Source organism: Geodermatophilus obscurus (genome assembly GCF_900115395.1).
Classification (GTDB): domain Bacteria; phylum Actinomycetota; class Actinomycetes; order Mycobacteriales; family Geodermatophilaceae; genus Geodermatophilus; species Geodermatophilus obscurus_B.
In genome coordinates this window covers 1-15,823 of the sequence record NZ_FOWE01000016.1, presented here as the reverse complement: position 1 = coordinate 15,823, position 15,823 = coordinate 1, and the positions used below count along the sequence as shown (strand labels likewise).

15 protein-coding genes and 1 rRNA gene are annotated in these 15,823 nt (G+C 77.6%); 3 read left to right on the top strand and 13 right to left on the bottom strand.

Translation table 11 applies throughout. The features are described from left to right. Positions 1-11: 11 nt before the first annotated feature. Genes BM165_RS23360 through steA form a run of 3 tightly spaced genes read right to left on the bottom strand, consistent with a single transcriptional unit; the run spans position 12 to position 2,922 of the window. Positions 12-836: a hypothetical protein gene (locus BM165_RS23360; RefSeq protein ID WP_075015938.1), complete on the bottom strand. Its 825-nt coding sequence runs from the start codon at positions 834-836 to the stop codon at positions 12-14. After that, positions 833-1,789 carry a copper transporter gene (locus BM165_RS23355; RefSeq protein ID WP_075015937.1) on the bottom strand — a complete coding sequence of 319 codons (957 nt, stop codon included), beginning with the start codon at positions 1,787-1,789 and terminating at the stop codon, positions 833-835. Before BM165_RS23355 ends, BM165_RS23360 begins: the two co-directional genes overlap by 4 nt. Beyond that, complete coding sequence (steA, locus tag BM165_RS23350) at positions 1,786-2,922, bottom strand: putative cytokinetic ring protein SteA (protein WP_244274439.1); 1,137 nt, start codon at positions 2,920-2,922, stop codon at positions 1,786-1,788. The genes BM165_RS23355 and steA overlap by 4 nt, the downstream gene beginning before the upstream one ends. Positions 2,923-3,252: 330 nt before the next feature. On the opposite strand from steA, the gene BM165_RS23345 reads away from it, so the two are divergent. Together BM165_RS23345 and BM165_RS23340 are read left to right on the top strand one after the other, a co-directional pair. Continuing rightward, a complete protein-coding gene (locus tag BM165_RS23345) occupies positions 3,253-4,053 on the top strand; it encodes a TetR/AcrR family transcriptional regulator (RefSeq protein ID WP_075015935.1) in 801 nt (266 codons plus the stop codon). A gap of 76 nt (positions 4,054-4,129) precedes the next feature. Next, positions 4,130-4,849, top strand: coding sequence for a hypothetical protein (locus tag BM165_RS23340; RefSeq protein WP_143108315.1), 720 nt, complete (start codon positions 4,130-4,132; stop codon positions 4,847-4,849). A 13-nt stretch (positions 4,850-4,862) separates the two neighbouring features. Here BM165_RS23340 and BM165_RS23335 read toward each other — a convergent pair whose 3' ends face one another. The 7 genes from BM165_RS23335 to BM165_RS23305 all read right to left on the bottom strand — a co-directional run bounded on the left by BM165_RS23335 (position 4,863) and on the right by BM165_RS23305 (position 11,501). After that, positions 4,863-5,579, bottom strand: coding sequence for a class I SAM-dependent methyltransferase (locus tag BM165_RS23335; protein WP_075015933.1), 717 nt, complete (start codon positions 5,577-5,579; stop codon positions 4,863-4,865). Positions 5,580-5,767: 188 nt separating this feature from the next. Next, positions 5,768-7,633: a DNA repair protein RecN gene (gene recN, locus BM165_RS23330; RefSeq protein WP_244274437.1), complete on the bottom strand. Its 1,866-nt coding sequence runs from the start codon at positions 7,631-7,633 to the stop codon at positions 5,768-5,770. After that, entirely contained in the window at positions 7,608-8,654 is a 1,047-nt protein-coding gene (locus BM165_RS23325) for an NAD kinase (protein ID WP_075015932.1), read from the bottom strand. The genes recN and BM165_RS23325 overlap by 26 nt, the downstream gene beginning before the upstream one ends. A gap of 88 nt (positions 8,655-8,742) precedes the next feature. Beyond that, on the bottom strand, positions 8,743-9,540 hold the full coding sequence (locus BM165_RS23320; protein WP_075015931.1) for a TlyA family RNA methyltransferase: 798 nt from the start codon (positions 9,538-9,540) through the stop codon (positions 8,743-8,745). Then, a complete protein-coding gene (locus tag BM165_RS23315) occupies positions 9,540-9,785 on the bottom strand; it encodes a hypothetical protein (RefSeq protein WP_075015930.1) in 246 nt (81 codons plus the stop codon). The genes BM165_RS23320 and BM165_RS23315 overlap by 1 nt, the downstream gene beginning before the upstream one ends. 154 nt (positions 9,786-9,939) lie before the next feature. After that, complete coding sequence (locus tag BM165_RS23310) at positions 9,940-11,073, bottom strand: HAD-IIA family hydrolase (RefSeq protein ID WP_083427654.1); 1,134 nt, start codon at positions 11,071-11,073, stop codon at positions 9,940-9,942. Next, a complete protein-coding gene (locus BM165_RS23305; protein WP_075015929.1) occupies positions 11,070-11,501 on the bottom strand; it encodes a tetratricopeptide repeat protein in 432 nt (143 codons plus the stop codon). Before BM165_RS23305 ends, BM165_RS23310 begins: the two co-directional genes overlap by 4 nt. Positions 11,502-11,597: 96 nt before the next feature. Here BM165_RS23305 and BM165_RS23300 point away from each other — a divergent pair, with 96 nt between their 5' ends. Then, positions 11,598-12,914 carry a DUF1015 domain-containing protein gene (locus BM165_RS23300; protein WP_075015928.1) on the top strand — a complete coding sequence of 439 codons (1,317 nt, stop codon included), beginning with the start codon at positions 11,598-11,600 and terminating at the stop codon, positions 12,912-12,914. 23 nt (positions 12,915-12,937) lie between these two features. Here BM165_RS23300 and BM165_RS23295 read toward each other — a convergent pair whose 3' ends face one another. The 3 genes from BM165_RS23295 to rrf form a co-directional block, all read right to left on the bottom strand. Then, complete coding sequence (locus tag BM165_RS23295) at positions 12,938-13,297, bottom strand: single-stranded DNA-binding protein (protein ID WP_075015927.1); 360 nt, start codon at positions 13,295-13,297, stop codon at positions 12,938-12,940. Positions 13,298-13,396: 99 nt separating this feature from the next. Beyond that, positions 13,397-14,308 (bottom strand): hypothetical protein, encoded by a 912-nt coding sequence (locus BM165_RS23290; protein WP_075015926.1) that lies wholly within the window; start codon positions 14,306-14,308, stop codon positions 13,397-13,399. A gap of 1,192 nt (positions 14,309-15,500) precedes the next feature. Further along, a 5S ribosomal RNA gene (gene rrf, locus BM165_RS23285) occupies positions 15,501-15,617 on the bottom strand. Between the last annotated feature and the right edge of the window lie 206 nt (positions 15,618-15,823).

Below are 15,823 nucleotides of genomic sequence, written 5' to 3'. Positions count from 1 at the left end.
GCCCGCCGCGCTCACGCCGGGCGGCGGCCGAGCCGGTCGAGCTCGCGCAGGCCCGGGGTGGCCTCGATGACCCGGGTGAAGCTGACCCGCTCGCTGGCCAGCGTGAGCGCGGTGACCGCGGCCAGCAGGCCGGCGCGGGCCGGCCGGGAGGGGATGGCGGCCGCGCGCAGCCCGAGCAGGGCGCCGAGCGCGTTGGCGCCGGCGTCGCCGAGCATGACCCGCTCGCCCAGGTCGGCCGGCAGCCCCGCCAGCGCGGCCCCCAGCGGCCCGGCGGCCAGGCCGGCGGCGGGACCGCGCAGGCCGGCGGCGGCGGCGAGGGCGGCGGCCTTGGCCGCCCGGCCGGGGCGCAGGTCGAGCAGGTTGACGAGATTGGCGGTGCCGGCGACCAGCCCGGTGGTGAGGACGCCGTCGGCGAGGCCGCGGTCCCGGCGGGTCAGGACGGCGGCGACGCCGGCCGCGGCGCCGATGCCGGCGACCTTCACCGCACCGGCCGACACCCGGCCGGCCCGCAGCGCCCGCAGGTGCCCGGCGAGGCCCTTGTCGCGGGCCTGCTCGGGGCGGGCGCCGGCCAGGTCGTCGTAGCCGCCCACCAGCCCCGACACCGCGCCGGCGACGGCGGCGGCGGCGCGGGAGCCCGCGGGAGCGCCCAGGACGGCGGCGGCGGTCGCGGCGGCGGCCAGCGCGGGCCCGCCGAGCAGCGTGACGGGGCGGCCGGCGTAGTTGGTGCGCCGCCACGGGGCGCCCGCCGGGCGGGCGTCCAGGGCCGCGGCCGCGGCGAGCCCGGCGCGGGCGGCTCCCGCCCCGGCCGCCACCAGGAGGGCCGGGTGCGGGCTCACGGGGTGGTGGCCGGCAGCGGCGGGACCGGCTGGGCGTCCTCCGCGGTGCCGTAGGCGCCGGAGGTGCCCTCGCGCTCCCCGGCCAGCGCCAGCACGGTGCTGACCTGGCCCGAGGGGCTGGTCACGTTGTCGACGGTGGAGACGGCGGTGGCGGTCTCGGGGTCGCCGCGGACCGCCTCGACCAGGCCGTTCTCGCCGGCGGAGGCGGTGTCGCCGGCCACGACGGCGCCCGAGCCGGCCGCGTCGAGGGCGCGGACGAGGTCGAGCAGGGTGTCGTTGCGGCCGGCGGCGTCCTCGCCCTCGAGCGCCCCGCCGGTGAGCACGACGGCGAAGTCGGCCGGCGTGACCGCGTCGGAGTCCTGCGACAGCGCGTCGAGCGCCTGCAGCCCGGCGAGCACCGTGGACACCGACGCGGCGTCCGGCGCGGCCGCGCCCGGGTCCGCCGGGACCATGAGCACCTGGGCCAGCAGCGCGCCGACGAGCTGCCCGGTGTCGTCGGTCTCGGGCAGCTCGACGCCGGCCGGGCGGCCGGCGGGCGTGGTCACGTAGCTCTGCAGCGCCGACTCACCGGCCGGGTCGCTGTACCCCGGCTGCAGGGTGATCTGGCCGTTGACCGTGCCGCCGGCCTCGGTCACCAGCGCGGTGACCTCCTCGACGGTGTCGGTGGTGACCTCCTCGGAGGCCAGCACGAACAGCACGCTGCGGCCGCCGAGCGCGCCCTGCACCAGCGCCGGGGCGACGGCGGACTGGAACGCCTGGTCGCCGTCGACCTGGGTCTGCAGGCCCTGCGTGGTGTCCTCCAGCTCGCGCTTGTCCTCCTGCAGCGAGGTGACCTGGCCCCGGAGGTTGTCCAGCACCGGGCCCGACAGCTGGGTCGCGCCGATCACCAGCCCCAGGGCGATCGCGAGGAACACCGCGATCAGGGAGACCAGGTGGTAGCGGAAGTCGATCACGAGAAGAGGTTCTCCAACCAGAACACGAAGCTGTCCCACTGGTCGACCAGCAGGTCGAGGTAGATCCGCCCGGCGGTGGTGACGGCCAGGGCGACGACGATCGCCAGCAGCGCGGCGAGCACGAGCACGATCAGCGCGCCGGTCGAGATGCGGCTGCGGTAGAGCCGGCTGACGCCCTTGGCGTCGACGAGCTTGCCGCCCAGCCGCAGGCGGGTGAGGAAGGTCGAGGCCATGCCGCCGCGGCCCTTGTCGAGGAACTCCACGAGCGTGGCGTGCGTGCCGACGGCGACGATGAGCTTGGCGCCCTTCTCGTCGGCCAGCAGCATCGCGATGTCCTCGCTGGTGGCCGCGGCGGGGAAGGTGATCGCGTCGACACCGAGGTCCTGGACCCGCTGGAGGCCCGGGGCGCGACCGTCGACGTAGGCGTGCACGACCACCTCGGCGCCGCTGCGCAGGACGTGGTCGCTGACCGAGTCCATGTCGCCGATGATCATGTCCGGCTGGTAGCCGGCCTCCACGAGCGCGTCCGCGCCGCCGTCGACGCCGACGAGGACGGGGCGGTAGTCGCGGATGTAGGACCGCAGCGCCTGCAGGTCCTCCTTGTAGTCGTACCCGCGGACGACGACGAGCACGTGCCGGCCGTCGATCTTCGTCTGCACGTCCGGGACGCCGACGCCGTCGAGCAGCAGCGCGCGCTCGCGCTTCATGTACTCCATCGTGTTGGTGGCGAAGGCCTCCAACTGCGTGGACAGCCCGGCGCGGGCCTCGGCCATCGACGCGGCGACGGTGTCGGGCGTCTGCTCGGTGCCCTCGGCGACGGCGCTGCCGTCGGGGCCGTAGAGCGTGTTGCCCTCGACGCGGACCTGCGCGCCCTCCTTGAGGGCGGCGAACACCTCCTTGCCGACGCCGTCGACGAGCGGGATGCCGGCGGTGGTGAGGATCTCGGGGCCGAGGTTGGGGTACCGGCCGGAGATGCTCGGGGCGGCGTTGACGACGGCGCCGACCTTCGCCGCGACCAGCGAGTCCGCGCTCACCCGGTCGATGTCGACGTGGTCGATGACGGCGATGTCGCCGGGCCGCAGGCGCTTGGTGAGGTTCTTCGTGCGACGGTCCAGCCGGACGGTGCCGCTCACCCCCGGTGCCGCCTCCTGGGACCGGCTCCGTCGCAGGGTGCCGATGCGCATTGAGCCATGCTCCCACGCAGGGGTGGGCGGGCAGCCCTCCGACGCGCATCGGCGACGGCACGCTCACGCAGGGTGTCCGACACCACGGTGAGCGCGACACGCCCGGCGCGTGCGCCCCACCAGCACCGCCGGTGTGTCCTCCCGCGCTGTCTAGCGTTCGTCGATGTGACACGTGGGGCACCAGCCGCCAGCATCCCGGCGACCCGTCCCGGCGCCGCGGAGAGGGCGCCGGGCCCGGCGACCGGGCAGTCACCGGCGCCCGCCCCGGTCATCCGCGCGGTGCCCGGGACGCGGCCGGCGGCCGACCCGGACCCCGCTCCCCCACCCGCTGCGCAGCCGGCCCCCGCGGTGGCGCCGCCGTCCCCCACGGTCACGCCGCCGTCCCCCGCGGTCGCGCCTCCCACCGCGGAGGTGCCGTCGGGGCGGGCGGCGCGCCGGCGGGAGCGCCGCGGCCCCGGGGTGCGCGAGCGGCGGCGGCTGGAGACCCACGACCGGATCGTCGAGGCGGCGGCGGAGCTGTTCGCCGAGCGCGGGTTCGACGCGGTGAGCGTGGTGGAGATCGCCCAGCGCGCCGGCGTCGTGGAGAAGACGGTGTTCAACCACTTCCCGCTCAAGGAGGGGCTGGTCCTCTCGGCCGACCCGCCGATGCGCGCCGCGCTGCTCCACGCCGTCGCCACCCGCCCGCGCGGGGAGTCGGCGGCCGCGGCGGCCGGCACGTTCGTGGTGACGGCCATGGAGTCGCTGGGCGACCCGGCCGCCACCGACGGCGTGGCGGCGATGGCCCGCGTGGTGCGGGGGTCGAAGACGCTGCAGGTGCGCGAGCGGGAGATCCTCGGCGAGCTCACCACCGCACTGGCCGCGCAGATCCGGGCGGAGACCGGCGCCCCGGACGGGGCCGTGGAGCCCGAGCTCACCGCGTCGGCGGTGACCGCGCTGTACGGGCGGCTGCTGGAGCTCGCCCGCGACCGGGTGCTGGCCGGGGTCACCGGTCCGGAGCTGGCCGCGGAGCTGCGCGCGGCCGGGCGCCGCGGGATGTCGCTGCTGCAGTTCGGGCTGGCCGGGTACGCCAAGCGCCGCTGAGGGACCCCACTGCCCCTCACGCCCCGCTCCGCGCGGCGCGGGACCCTCCAGCCGGGCCGGTGGCAGGGTGCGCGGCGTGCGTCCCCGCCGAGCAACTCCCCTGCTCGCCCTCGTCCTGGCCGGGGCGCTGTCGGGCTGCGGGTTCCTGACCTCCCTGGCCGACCCCGGCACCCGTTCCGCCGACGAGGTCCCCGTCGAGGGCACCCCGCCGCCGATCGCCCCGGTGCCGCTGCCACCCGACCCGGTACCGGTGGCGGGCGCCGTGCTGGCCGACCGCTCCGCCGGCACCGCCCACAGCGGGCGGGTCGAGGTGCTCCGCACGCCGGTGGGTGTCGGCGTCCCGCCGCTGCCGGGCTCCTTCGCCGCCGACTGCGCCCTCCCCGACGACGGCTCGGTGCGATTCCTGGCCGTCGAGGTGACGTTCACCGACACGTCGACCGCCGGCATGGCGGGGCTGGCCGCCGACGTCACGCTCACGGCGGCCGACGGGGGCGCGCCGCGGGCGGGGACCGCCGTCTTCGTCGGGTCGCGGGCGCCGGGGACCCGCTGGTGCCAGGACGGCACGACCTCGCCGGTGGCCGACGCCTTCGGCGTCGGCAGCGGGGTCGGCAGCGTCACCACCGTCGACGTGTGGGTCGTGGCCCGCGACGCGGCGCCGACGGCCGACCTGGTGGTGCGGGTCTCCGGGCTGCGCAACGAGGCCGGGTCGAACGCGACCGGCCCCTGGGACGGGGTGACCGTCACCGGCGGCCGCTGCGCCGACGACCCGACCGCGCTGTGCGTGCCGCTGGGCTGAGCGCCCGCGGACGTCAGGCGGGCAGCTGCAGCGCGCGCAGCAGCTGGTCGGCGCGGTCGCCGGGGATGCCGGGGTCCCGGGTGAACAGCGCGACGGCGACCATGTACTCGTCGTCGCCGGCCCAGCCGCGACCCTCGTCGACGATCCGGCGGATCTGCGCGCGGACCTTCGGCTCGCTGCTGTAGGGGCCGTAGTCCAGCCCCATGGCCAGGAAGTTGACCACGCGGTAGCCGAGGTCGGCGGCCGTGCTGAGCGTGGTGACCGGGTCGGCGTAGCTGGCCACGGCGGTGACCACGTGGTCGTAGCCGGCCTTGAGCAGCTGCACGGTCAGGTCGTTGCCGCGGACCCCGCCCCACAGCTCCGGCATGAGGATGTCCCGGTCGGGCGCGGGGATGTAGGGCGGGTTGGAGATGGCGGTGCTGACCGGCTCCCCGCCGGCCGCGTCGGCCTGGTCGAAGAAGTCGCCCAGCTCGACGGTGTAGCGGTCGGCGACCCCGCGGCGGGCGATGTTCTCCCGCGCCGCCGTCACCGACTCGGCGCTGATGTCGTAGCTGCGGATGCGCAGCCCGGGCAGGCCCGCCACGACGTCGGCGATCGCCGAGGCGTCCCCCGTGCCGAGCTCGACGACCGGCGCGGACCCCCAGCCCAGCTGCTCGCGGTACTGCTGCAGCAGCATGCAGACGGAGAAGCCGTAGTGCGCCGACTCGTCGGCGGAACTGAAGCAGCTCACCAGGCACCCCCGGCGGCTCGGACGGGCCGCGCGGCGGCGGGCCGGGCGGATGGGGCGGGACGGGACCGGGCGGGGGCATCGACGCGCACGAGGGGCCGCGTACCCGGCTCCGGCGATCGACACTCCTGCGTGCCACCACCGGGTCGTGCACGACCCTGCCGCCCGGCACCGTCCGTGCACGCCCTCCGTCAGGCCCGGGCCGCCGCCGCCACGGCGAGCAGTTCCCGCGCGTGCGCCTGCCCGGTGTCGCTGTCGGCCAGGCCTGACAGCATCCGGGCCAGCTCCCGGACCCGGTCCTCGCCGTCGACGGCACGGATGTCGGTGGCGGTGACACCGGCGGCGGTGTCGGGGGACTTGTCGACCACCAGGTGGGTGTCGGCGAAGGCGGCGACCTGCGCCAGGTGGGTGACGACGACGACCTGGTGGTCGCGGGCCAGCCGGGCCAGCCGCCGCCCGATCTCACCGGCCGCCTGCCCGCCCACGCCGGCGTCGACCTCGTCGAAGACCATGACCGGGACCGGGTCGGCGCCGGCGAAGACGACCTCGATGGCCAGCATGACCCGGGACAGCTCACCGCCGGAGGCGCCGCGGTGCACCGGCCGCGGCGGGGCGCCGGGATGGGCGGCCATGAGCAGGGCGACGTCGTCGATGCCCTCGGGCCCGGGCTCGTCGGGGTGGGGGTCGACGGAGAACGACACCCGGGCGCTCTTCATCGCCAGGCCGGCGAGCTCGCGGCCCACCTCGGCGGCGAACCCGTCGGCAGCGGCGCGGCGACCGGCCGAGACGCGCGCGGCCAGGTCGTCGACCTCGGCGCGGGCGGTGTCCCGGGCGGCGGCCAGCGCCTCGAGCGCCTCGTCGGAGACGTCGAGCGCCGACAGCTTCTGCCGCGCGTCCTCCGCCCAGGCGAGCACCCCGGCCAGGCCCTCCCCCGGGTCGGCGTACTTGCGGACGAGCGCGGTGATCGCCGCGCGCCGGTCGAGGACCTCGGCCAGCCGGGCGGGGTCGGCGTCGAGGTCGGCGACGTACCCGGCGAGCTGGACGCTGACGTCGGAGACCACGGCGACGGCGTCGGCGAGGTCGCGGGCGAGCAGGACCAGCGCGGGGTCGTCGGTGCCGGCCAGGGCGCGCTCGGCGGTGGCCAGCGCCGCGGTGGCGTCCTGGGGCAGGCCCTCGCCGCCGAGGTCGCCGGTGACGTCGCCGACCAGCGCCATGCGGGCCTCGTCGACGGCCGCGCGCAGCGCGTCGGCGTCGCCGAGCCGCTTGGCCTGGGCGTCGAGGGCGTCGTCCTCCCCCGGCTGCGGGGCGAGCGCCTCGATCTCCTCGAGGCCGTGCCGCAGCACGTCGGCGGCCTGGGCGAGCTCGCGGGCCTGGCCGCGGCGGCGGTCGAGGTCGGCGGCGAGCTCCCGCCAGCGCGCGTAGGCGGCGCGGTAGCTCTCCAGCAGCTGCAGGTGCGCCGGGCCGGCGTAGCGGTCGAGGGCGGACCGCTGCTCGGCCGGGCGGGACAGCCGCAGCTGGTCGCTCTGCCCGTGCACGGCGAGCAGCCCCTCGGCGAGCTCGGCGACGACACCGACCGGCACGCTGCGCCCGCCCAGGTGGGCCCGCGAGCGGCCCTCGGCGCTGACGGTGCGGGCGAGGATCAGCGAGCCGTCGTCGTCGGGCTCGGCGCCGGCCTCGGTGGCGCGCTCCCACACCGGGGAGTCCGCGGGCAGCTCCAGCCGCCCCTCGACGCCGGCCCGGCCGGTGGCGCGCACGCGGCCGGGGTCGGCGCGGCCGCCGAACAGCAGCGTCAGGCCGGTGACCACCATCGTCTTGCCGGCTCCGGTCTCACCGGTGACGACGGTCAGCCCGCGGCCGAACTCGAGCGTGACGTCGTCGATGGCCCCGAGGCCGCGGATGCGCAGCTCGGTGAGCCGGCCCAGGTCGTGCGCGGCGGCCGGTGTACCGGACGGCGTCCCGGCCGGGGATGCGGCCTCCGGGGCCGCGACCGCGGCGTCGGCGGCAGGCCGGGCGGCGGCCCGGCCGCCACGCTCACGCGTCGTGGTCCGCGGCGCCACCGTGCACCTCCTCCCGTGCGGTGCCCGGTGCGGGCACGCTGACGACGTCGCGCATCAGGACGTTGCGGGAGGGCGGCAGCTCCTGGCCGGGGTCGTGGCGACGGGCCTCGCGGAACCCGCGCACCGGGAGGCCGAACTTGGCCACCAGCCGGTCGCCGAAGGTGGCCGGGTGCACGCGAGCGATCCGCACCGGCCGCGCGGCGCGGCGCACGTCGACGCGGCCGCCGTCGGGCACGTCGAAGGCGCGGCGGCCGTCGGCCGACACCCGGGCGCGGTTGCCGTCGGGCGGGATGGCGACCGACAGCAGCGAGTCCGGCGAGGTGACCAGCGGGCGGGCGAACAGGGCGTGCGCGTTGGTGGGGACCAGCAGCAGCGCCTCGACGTCGGGCCACACCACCGGGCCGCCGGCGGAGAACGCGTAGGCCGTCGACCCGGTCGGGGTGGCGAACAGGACGCCGTCGCAGCCGAAGCTGGTCAGCGGCCGCCCGTCGATGGCGATGACGACGTCGAGGACGCGGGAGCGCTGCGCCTTCTCCACCGACACCTCGTTGAGCGCCCAGGTGCCGGCCACGACGTCGCCCGAGGCGTCGACGATCTCGACCTCGACGGCCAGCCGCTTCTCCACCGAGTACTCGCAGCGCTCGATGGCGGTGAGGGTCTCCTCGACCGCCTCGGGCTCGGTCTCGGCGAGGAAGCCGACCCGGCCGAGGTTGACGCCCATGAGCGCGGCGTGGCTGTAGCGGGCGAGCTCGGCGGCACGCAGGAAGGTGCCGTCGCCGCCGAACACCATGACGATCTCGGCGCCGCGGGCGGCGTCGGCGTCGGCCGGCACCACCTCGGCGCCGGGGATGCCGAGCTGCTCCGCTTCGTCCTCCAGGACCCGCACCGTCATCCCGGCGCGCGCCAGCCGCGCCGCGGAGCTGCGCGCCAGGTCCACGATGTCCTCGCGCCCGGTGTGCACGGCCAGCAGCACGTGCCGCCGGCCGCCCGGGCCCCATGCGGCCTGGCCCGCCTCGCTCATCGGTCCTCCACGGTCGTGGCTGTGCAGTGGTCGTCCCCCGGGTGCCCGGTCCCAGCCTCCCCCGAGAACGGCACGTGCGCCCGGGCGGTCACGCGGGCCCCTCCTCGACGGCGCGCACGACGGCGGCCTCCTCCGGGCGCCCCGCGTCGCGGCGCAGCCACAGGAAGAACTCGACGTTGCCGGCCGGCCCCGGCAGCGGACTGGCCACCACCCCGGCGGTGCCCCACCCGAGATCCGCCGCGGCGGCGGCGACGGCGAACACCGCGTCGGCGCGGGCCGCCCGGTCGCGGACGACACCGCCGGCTCCCAGCCGGTCCCGGCCGACCTCGAACTGGGGCTTGACCATGGGCAGGAGGTCGGCCTCCGCCGTCGCGCACGCGGTGAGCGCGGGCAGCACCAGGCGCAGGGAGATGAACGACAGGTCGGCGACGACCAGGTCGGCCGGCCCGCCGATCTGCTCGGGATCGAGCGTGCGGACGTTGGTGCGCTCGAGCACCCGCACCCGGTCGTCGGTGCGCAGGGACCAGGCCAGCTCGCCGTAGCCGACGTCGACGGCCACCACCTCGCGGGCACCGCGGGACAGCAGCACCTCCGTGAAGCCGCCGGTGGAGGCGCCGGCGTCGAGGGCGCGGCGGCCCTCCACGGGGACCCCGAAGGAGTCGAGGGCGCCGAGCAGCTTGTGGGCGCCGCGGGACACCCAGCGCTGCTCGTCGGGGTCGGTGCGGACGACGACCGGGGTGGCGGGGTCGACGCCGGTGGCCGGCTTGGTGGCCGCGCGGCCGGAGACGGCGACCCGGCCCTCGGTGATCAGCTCGACGGCGTGCTCGCGGGAGCGGGCCAGGCCCCGCCGCACGAGCTCGGTGTCGAGTCGGCTGCGGCGCGGCATCAGAGCTGGTCGATCGTGGCGAGCTCGCGCTGCAGGCGGTCGTGCTCGGCCTCGAAGACGGCCACGTGCTCGACCACCGGACGCCGGTCGAGGCCGGCGAGCGCGGCGGCACCGCCGGGGTCGGCGTCCACCGGCGGCGGCAGCACGCCCGGGCCGGCGAGCCGGACCGCACCGGCGACCGGCACGCCACCGGGACCGGGCCGCGGCGGGCCGGGGACCGGTCGCGGTCGGCTCGGGTCGGTCATGGCAGGGACCTTCCGGACGGGGTGTGGGAGCGGGTTCGCGGGTCGTGTTCCCGGGACGGGGAGGAGCGCGGCTCCCGGCCCGCGAGAGTACCGGCCGGGGCCGACGGAGCCGGTGGTGCGAACGGGTCGGTGGCGGGCCGGTGGACCGTCGTCGTCACGGGTGTCCCAGGTCCCAGCCGGCCAGCGCGCTGGCGGCCGTCCCGTCGCCGGCCCGCACCCGGACGGGGCCTCCCTCCGCCCGCGACCAGGCCGCCACGCACAGGGCGCGCAGCCCGTCGAGGCCGTCTCCGGCCGCACCGGCGTCCGCACCGGCCGCGCTGCCGGGGGCAGCGTGCAGCTGCAGGGAGCCGTCGCCGTCGGCGGTGGCCACCCAGCCGCCACAGGTCCAGCCGGCCTCCCCGACGACGACCGGGGGGTGCGGGACGAGCAGCCCGCGGGCGTCGGGAGCGAGCAGGTCGGGACGGTGCTGGGGTGCGGCGCCCAGCAGGGTCGCGGGGTCGGTGACGCCGCTGAGCACCAGCAGGCTGGCCGCACCGGCTCGCCGACTGCCCTCGATGTCGGTGTCGAGGCGGTCGCCGACCACGAGCGGGCGCAGCGCGCCCGTGCGCCGGACGCACTCGGCGTGCATCGCCGGGTCCGGTTTGCCGGTGACGAGCGGCTCGATCCCCGTCACGCCGCGCACGACGCCGACCATCGCCCCGTTGCCGGGCAGCGGCCCGCGGGGCGAGGGGATCGAGGCGTCGGCGTTGGTGGCCACGTGGCGCGCACCGCGGCGCACGGCGACGACCGCCTCCGCCAGCTGCGCCCAGCCGACCTCCCGGCCGTAGCCCTGCACGACCGCGGCCGGGTCGTCCTCGGCGCGGTCCACCACGGTCAGTCCGGCCGCGCGCAGCGCCGCTGCCACGCCGGGACCGCCGACCGGGAGGACGCGCGCACCCGGACCCAGCATCGCGGCCACGACCGAGGCGGCCGCCTGGGAGCTGGTGATGACCTCGTCGGGAGTGGCGGGGACACCGAGCTCGGACAAGTGCCCGGCGACCTCCTCCGGCGGGCGGGCGGCGTTGTTCGTGACGAAGCCCAGACGCATGCCGGCCGCGCGGGCCGTCGCCAGTCCGTCGGGGACGCCGGGGACCGCGTCGGGACCGACGTAGACCACGCCGTCGAGGTCGAGCAGCGCGACGTCGAACAGCTCCGCGGGCGGCCGGGAGCTGCCGGTCGCGAGACCGCACGCGACCGTGCCGTCCGGACCGCTGCCGTCCGGACCGCTGCCGTCCGGGGCGCCGCTCACGCCGCTCCCGGCCCGGTCGACCGGCGTGCCCGCACGCCGCGCAGCGCTCGTTCGTAGTGCGGCAGGTCGGGCCGCATCGCGACGGCCAGCGCCAGGTGCTCGGCCGCCAGCTCGAGGTCACCGGCGCGGCTGGCGGCCAGGCCGAGGCCGAAGTGCGCGTAGTCGTCGGTCGGGTTCTCCGCGGCGAGCTCCCCGAAGCTGTCGACGGCCTCCCGGTACCGGCCGGCGTCGTACTGGGCGCGGGCCAGCGCCTCCCGGACGCTCCGGGAGCCGGGCTCGGCCTCCGCGACGCGGGTCAGCAGCGTCGCTGCCGCGGCGGGGTCGCCGTTGCTCAGGAGATCCAGGCCACGGCGGTACCACTCGTAGACCCCACCCTCGGGCCCGTTCCCGTCGGACGCGCCCTCCCGCTGGGCTCCTGCTGTCGACACCGCTCTCCTCCCGCTCTCCCCGGGTCTGCGTCCCCGTGGCGGCCCGGACACCGGTCTCGTCGGCGGCCAGGGGCGCACGGCTCCTACGATCCCGTCGTGCACTCGTCGCCCGCGGGCTCCCCGTCCCACGTCGCGACGGGGCTCGATGTCCGGCCCTTCCGGGCCCTCACCTACCAGCGGCGCGACCCCGCGCACCTGGCCCGCGTGAGCTCGCCAGCCTACGACCTGGTGACCCCGGACGGCGCGGAACGGCTGGCGGCCGCCGACCCCCACAACATCGTCCGCCTGATCCTCCCGGGCGGCACGTCCGGACCGGGGACCGCCGGGGCCACCAGCCCGGCCGCGGCAGGCGACGTCTCCGCGCGGGCCGCCCGCACGCTGCTGGAGTGGGAACGGGCCGGCGTGCTCGTCCGCGACGAGCGGCCGGCGATGTGGCGCTACGAGATGCGCCCGGCCCAGGCCGCCCCGACGGTGGGCTGGCTGGGCGCCGTCGCGGTCGCCGCCGCAGGCGGGCGGGCCGTCCTGCCGCACGAGGACACCTTCCCGGCCGCGGTCGAGGGCCGGTGGGCCCTGCTGGCCGCGACGGCCACCGACCTCGAGCCCATCGTGCTCTCCCACGACCCCGAACCGGAGGTCGCCGGGCTGACCGCCCAGACCGGTGACGGGCGTCCCGACCTGGAGGTCGTCGACGCGGACGGGGTCGCCCACCGCCTGTGGCGGGTGACCGACCCCGAGGTCCTGCGCCGTCTGCGCCTGGCCCTCGGCCGCACCGGTGCGGTCATCGCCGACGGGCACCACCGGTTCGCCGCCGCCCAGGCGCTGCACCGCACCCACCCGGACGGCGACTGCCGTGTGCTGGCCCTGCTGACGCCCATGGGCACCGGAGGGCTGCGGGTGCAGGCGATCCACCGTGTCGTGCCGGACCTGGACCTGCAGGACGCCGCCAACGCCGCCGGGCGGGGCTTCACGGTGTCCGAGGTGCCCGTGCCGCCGGAAGCCGCGGACGTCACCGCCGCCGCGGTGGAGCTCCTGGGCGGCCCCGCCGACGGGTTCCTGGTGACCGACGGCCGGCGGCTGCTGCGCCTGTCGGGGGCCACGGCCGAGGTACGGGCGACCGTGCCGGCGGAGGCGCCGCCGTCCTGGCGGGGGCTCGACGTCGTGCTGGCCACCACCGGACTGGTCGGCGCGCTGTGGGGCCGCCCCGACGACCCCGGATCGGTCCTGGTGGCCCACGACGTCGCCGAGGCCGTGCGGCTCGCCGGTGCACGTGCGGGCGTGGCCGTGCTGCTGCGGCCGCCGTCGCCCGCCGACGTGGCCGCGGTCGCCCGCGCCGGCGCCCGGATGCCGCGCAAGTCGACGCTGTTCGTGCCCAAGCCGCGGACCGGGCTGGTGCTCCGGCCGCACGCCGGCTGAGGAGCTCCCCGGCCGCCGCCCGGTCACGCCGTCCGCACCGATCCCCCGGCCCCCGACCGCGGCACCTTCCGTCCGCGCCGGCAGTTCACCTCGCAGACCGACACGGTGCCCTGCCCGGTGCGCCAGAACCGCCGCTGGAGGGCTCCCTCCACCTCGACGACGTCGCCGGCCTCCCAGGCGGCCACGCGCCGCTGCAGGGCGCGGTCGTAGGTGATGCACGTCAGCACGTCGACCGACGAGCCCCGCGCCCGCGGCTCGGGCCGGCGGACCACGAGCCGGAAGGTCACCAGCGGGTCCCCGCTGGGGAGGGTCCTGTGCTCCGCGGGCGCGGAGAGGCGCCCGCGGAGCACGACGTCGTTCCGGTCGATGACTGCCACGCTCATGACGGCAGCCTGCCGCCACGCGGCCGTCCGCCGGCCCTCTCACCCGGCCCTGTGGACGAGGGAGGGCGGTGTGGACGGCCGCGACGGCGTCGTCGGCCCTCAGTGCCCGGTCTGGTCCGCCGCCGGCGGGTCGACCTCCCCGAGGAGCTCGGCGACCTCCCGTTCGACGTCCTCGTCGAAGTCGACGCCGGAGTCGACGCCGTCCCCGGACAGCTCGTGCTCGTCCAGCCCGTCCTCGGCGACGTCGTCCTCGGCCACGTCGTCCTCGGCCACGTCGTCCTCGGCCACGTCGTCCTCGGCCACGTCGTCCTCGGCCACGTCGTCCTCGGCCACGTCGTCCTCGGCCACGTCGTCCTCGGCGGTGTCCGCGCCCTCGGGCGCACCGGTCGCGGTCCCGGTGTCCGGAGCACCCGCGGTGCCGTCCTCGGCGCCGTGGTCGGCAGGCACCTCCTCCTCACCGAAGGCGACGTCCTCGTCCGGGCTCGCCGCGGTGACCGCCTCCCGCCAGGTGTCCGCGGCCGGGTCGCCGGTCGCGGTCAGCAGGTCCGCGTAGGCGGAGGCGAGGCGCCGGGTGCCCTCCTCGGCCAGGTCGAGCCCGGTGGGGGTGGGACGACCGCCCAGGGCACCCTCGAGGACGAGCCGGGCGGCCGCGGTCTCACCGAGGTCCCGTCGGGCGCCGGCCTCGACCAGACGCAGCTCCACCGTCTCGTCCGGGTCGGGACCGTCGGCCAGGGCCTCGCGCACCAGACGCAGCGCGACCTCCGGCCGTCCCTGCGCACGCTCGCAGTCGGCGAGGACGGCGCGGTAGCCCTCCTCCCCGCTCATCCGCCGGTAGGTGCGCAGCTCCCGCGACGCCTCGGCGAAGTCACCCGCGTGGTAGGCCGCGACCCCCACGGCCTCCCGGACGACGGCGATGCGCGAGGCACGGTCCCGTGCAGCGCGGGCATGGCCGAGGGCGAGCTCGGGGTCCTCGTCGACCAGCGTCCCGGCGACGACCAGGTGGCGGGCCACCTTCTCGGCGTTCCGGGAGTCGAGTCCGCGCAGGGCGGCACGGACGCCGGGGTCGAGGTCGCGCGCGTCGGCCCATTCGGGGAGCTCGGGCCCGGGCGTGGCCGGGGGTGTGCGGTCCTGGTCGGGCCGGGGACGCCGGTCGTCGGTGGGGCGGCGGTCACGCCAGCCCTGTCCGCCGGCACGGTCCGGTCGGCCGGTGGGACTGCCCGGGCGCTGCGGGCGGCCGTCACGCGCCCCCGGGGCGCCGCCACCGGTACGGGCAGGCCGGTCACCCTGCGGCCGGCGCTCCCGCCAGTCCCCGCGCGCCGGGGCCTCGTCGCGCCGCTGCGGGGTGCGCCGGTCCGCCCAGGAACCCGTGCCGCGGGCGGCGTCGTCCCGGCCGCGGCCCGTCCGCTCCGCCGACGGTCGCCGGTCCCGCCGGTCCGCGTCGACCGGGCGGGCCCGACCGGCTGCACCCTCGCCGTCACGAGACGGCCGGCTGCCACCGGTGGGCCGCCCCGCGCCGCTGCGACGGTCCTGCCAGGAGCCGGGTGAGCGTTCCCCGGAGGGTCGGCGGTCCCGCCAGTCGCCCGAGGAGCGCCCGGACGACTGGCGGGGACCCTGCCGGTCCCCAGCGGTCCCCGATGAGGGTTGGCGCTGCTGGCGGCCGTCGCGCGCCCGGTCGGGAGTCGCGCTCCGCTCGCGCCAGCCGGCGCCGGTCCGCTCGGCACCGGGTCGACGGTCCCGCCAGTCGTCGGCTCCCCGCCTGGGCGCACCGGGACGGTCACCACGGTCACTGCCGGACCGGTCGCTACGGGGTCGGTCGCCCGTGCGGCCGTCCGCGCTCCCGCGCGGCGACCACGTGCTACCGGACGTCCCTCGGCCCGTGCCACCCGAGGCGCCGTGACCGCTCCGCCCGTCCCGGCCGGCCCCACCGGGAGAGCCCGCCCGTGGCGTACGGGCGCCGCTGCGGCGGTCGCCCCCTGGTGACGAGCGGCCGGGCCGGTCGTCCCGCGCGGCGCGTCCCTGCCCGCGGGCGTCCTGGCCGTCGGCGCGGCCGCGCCCTGCGGATCCTCGTCGGGGGTCTGTCATGTCGTCGTGACTACCTCGGTGCTACGGGCGGCACTCGTACGAGCGCCGCGGATGGGATGCCGGAAACACAAACAGACGGGGGGCCGGAGCCAAAGCTCCGACCCCCCGTCTGGGAATGGTTGTCCGGCGGCGTCCTACTCTCCCACCCCGTCTCCAGGGCAGTACCATCGGCGCTGAGAGGCTTAGCTTCCGGGTTCGGAATGGTACCGGGCGTTTCCCTCTCGCCATGGCCGCCGTAACACTGTGAACAGAACCCCGGCCGGCCCCCACCCCTCAGCGCCCGCACGTGTGTGCGGGCGCCGAGTGGTGGGGGGGTTGGGTGCGTTCAGAGCTGCACAGTGGACGCGCGAATCTTGGTGACCGTGTCCTGCGTGTTGGCAGGATAAGTGTGTGTGGTCAAGCCCTCGGCCTGTTAGTACCGGTCAGCTCACACACCTTGCGGTG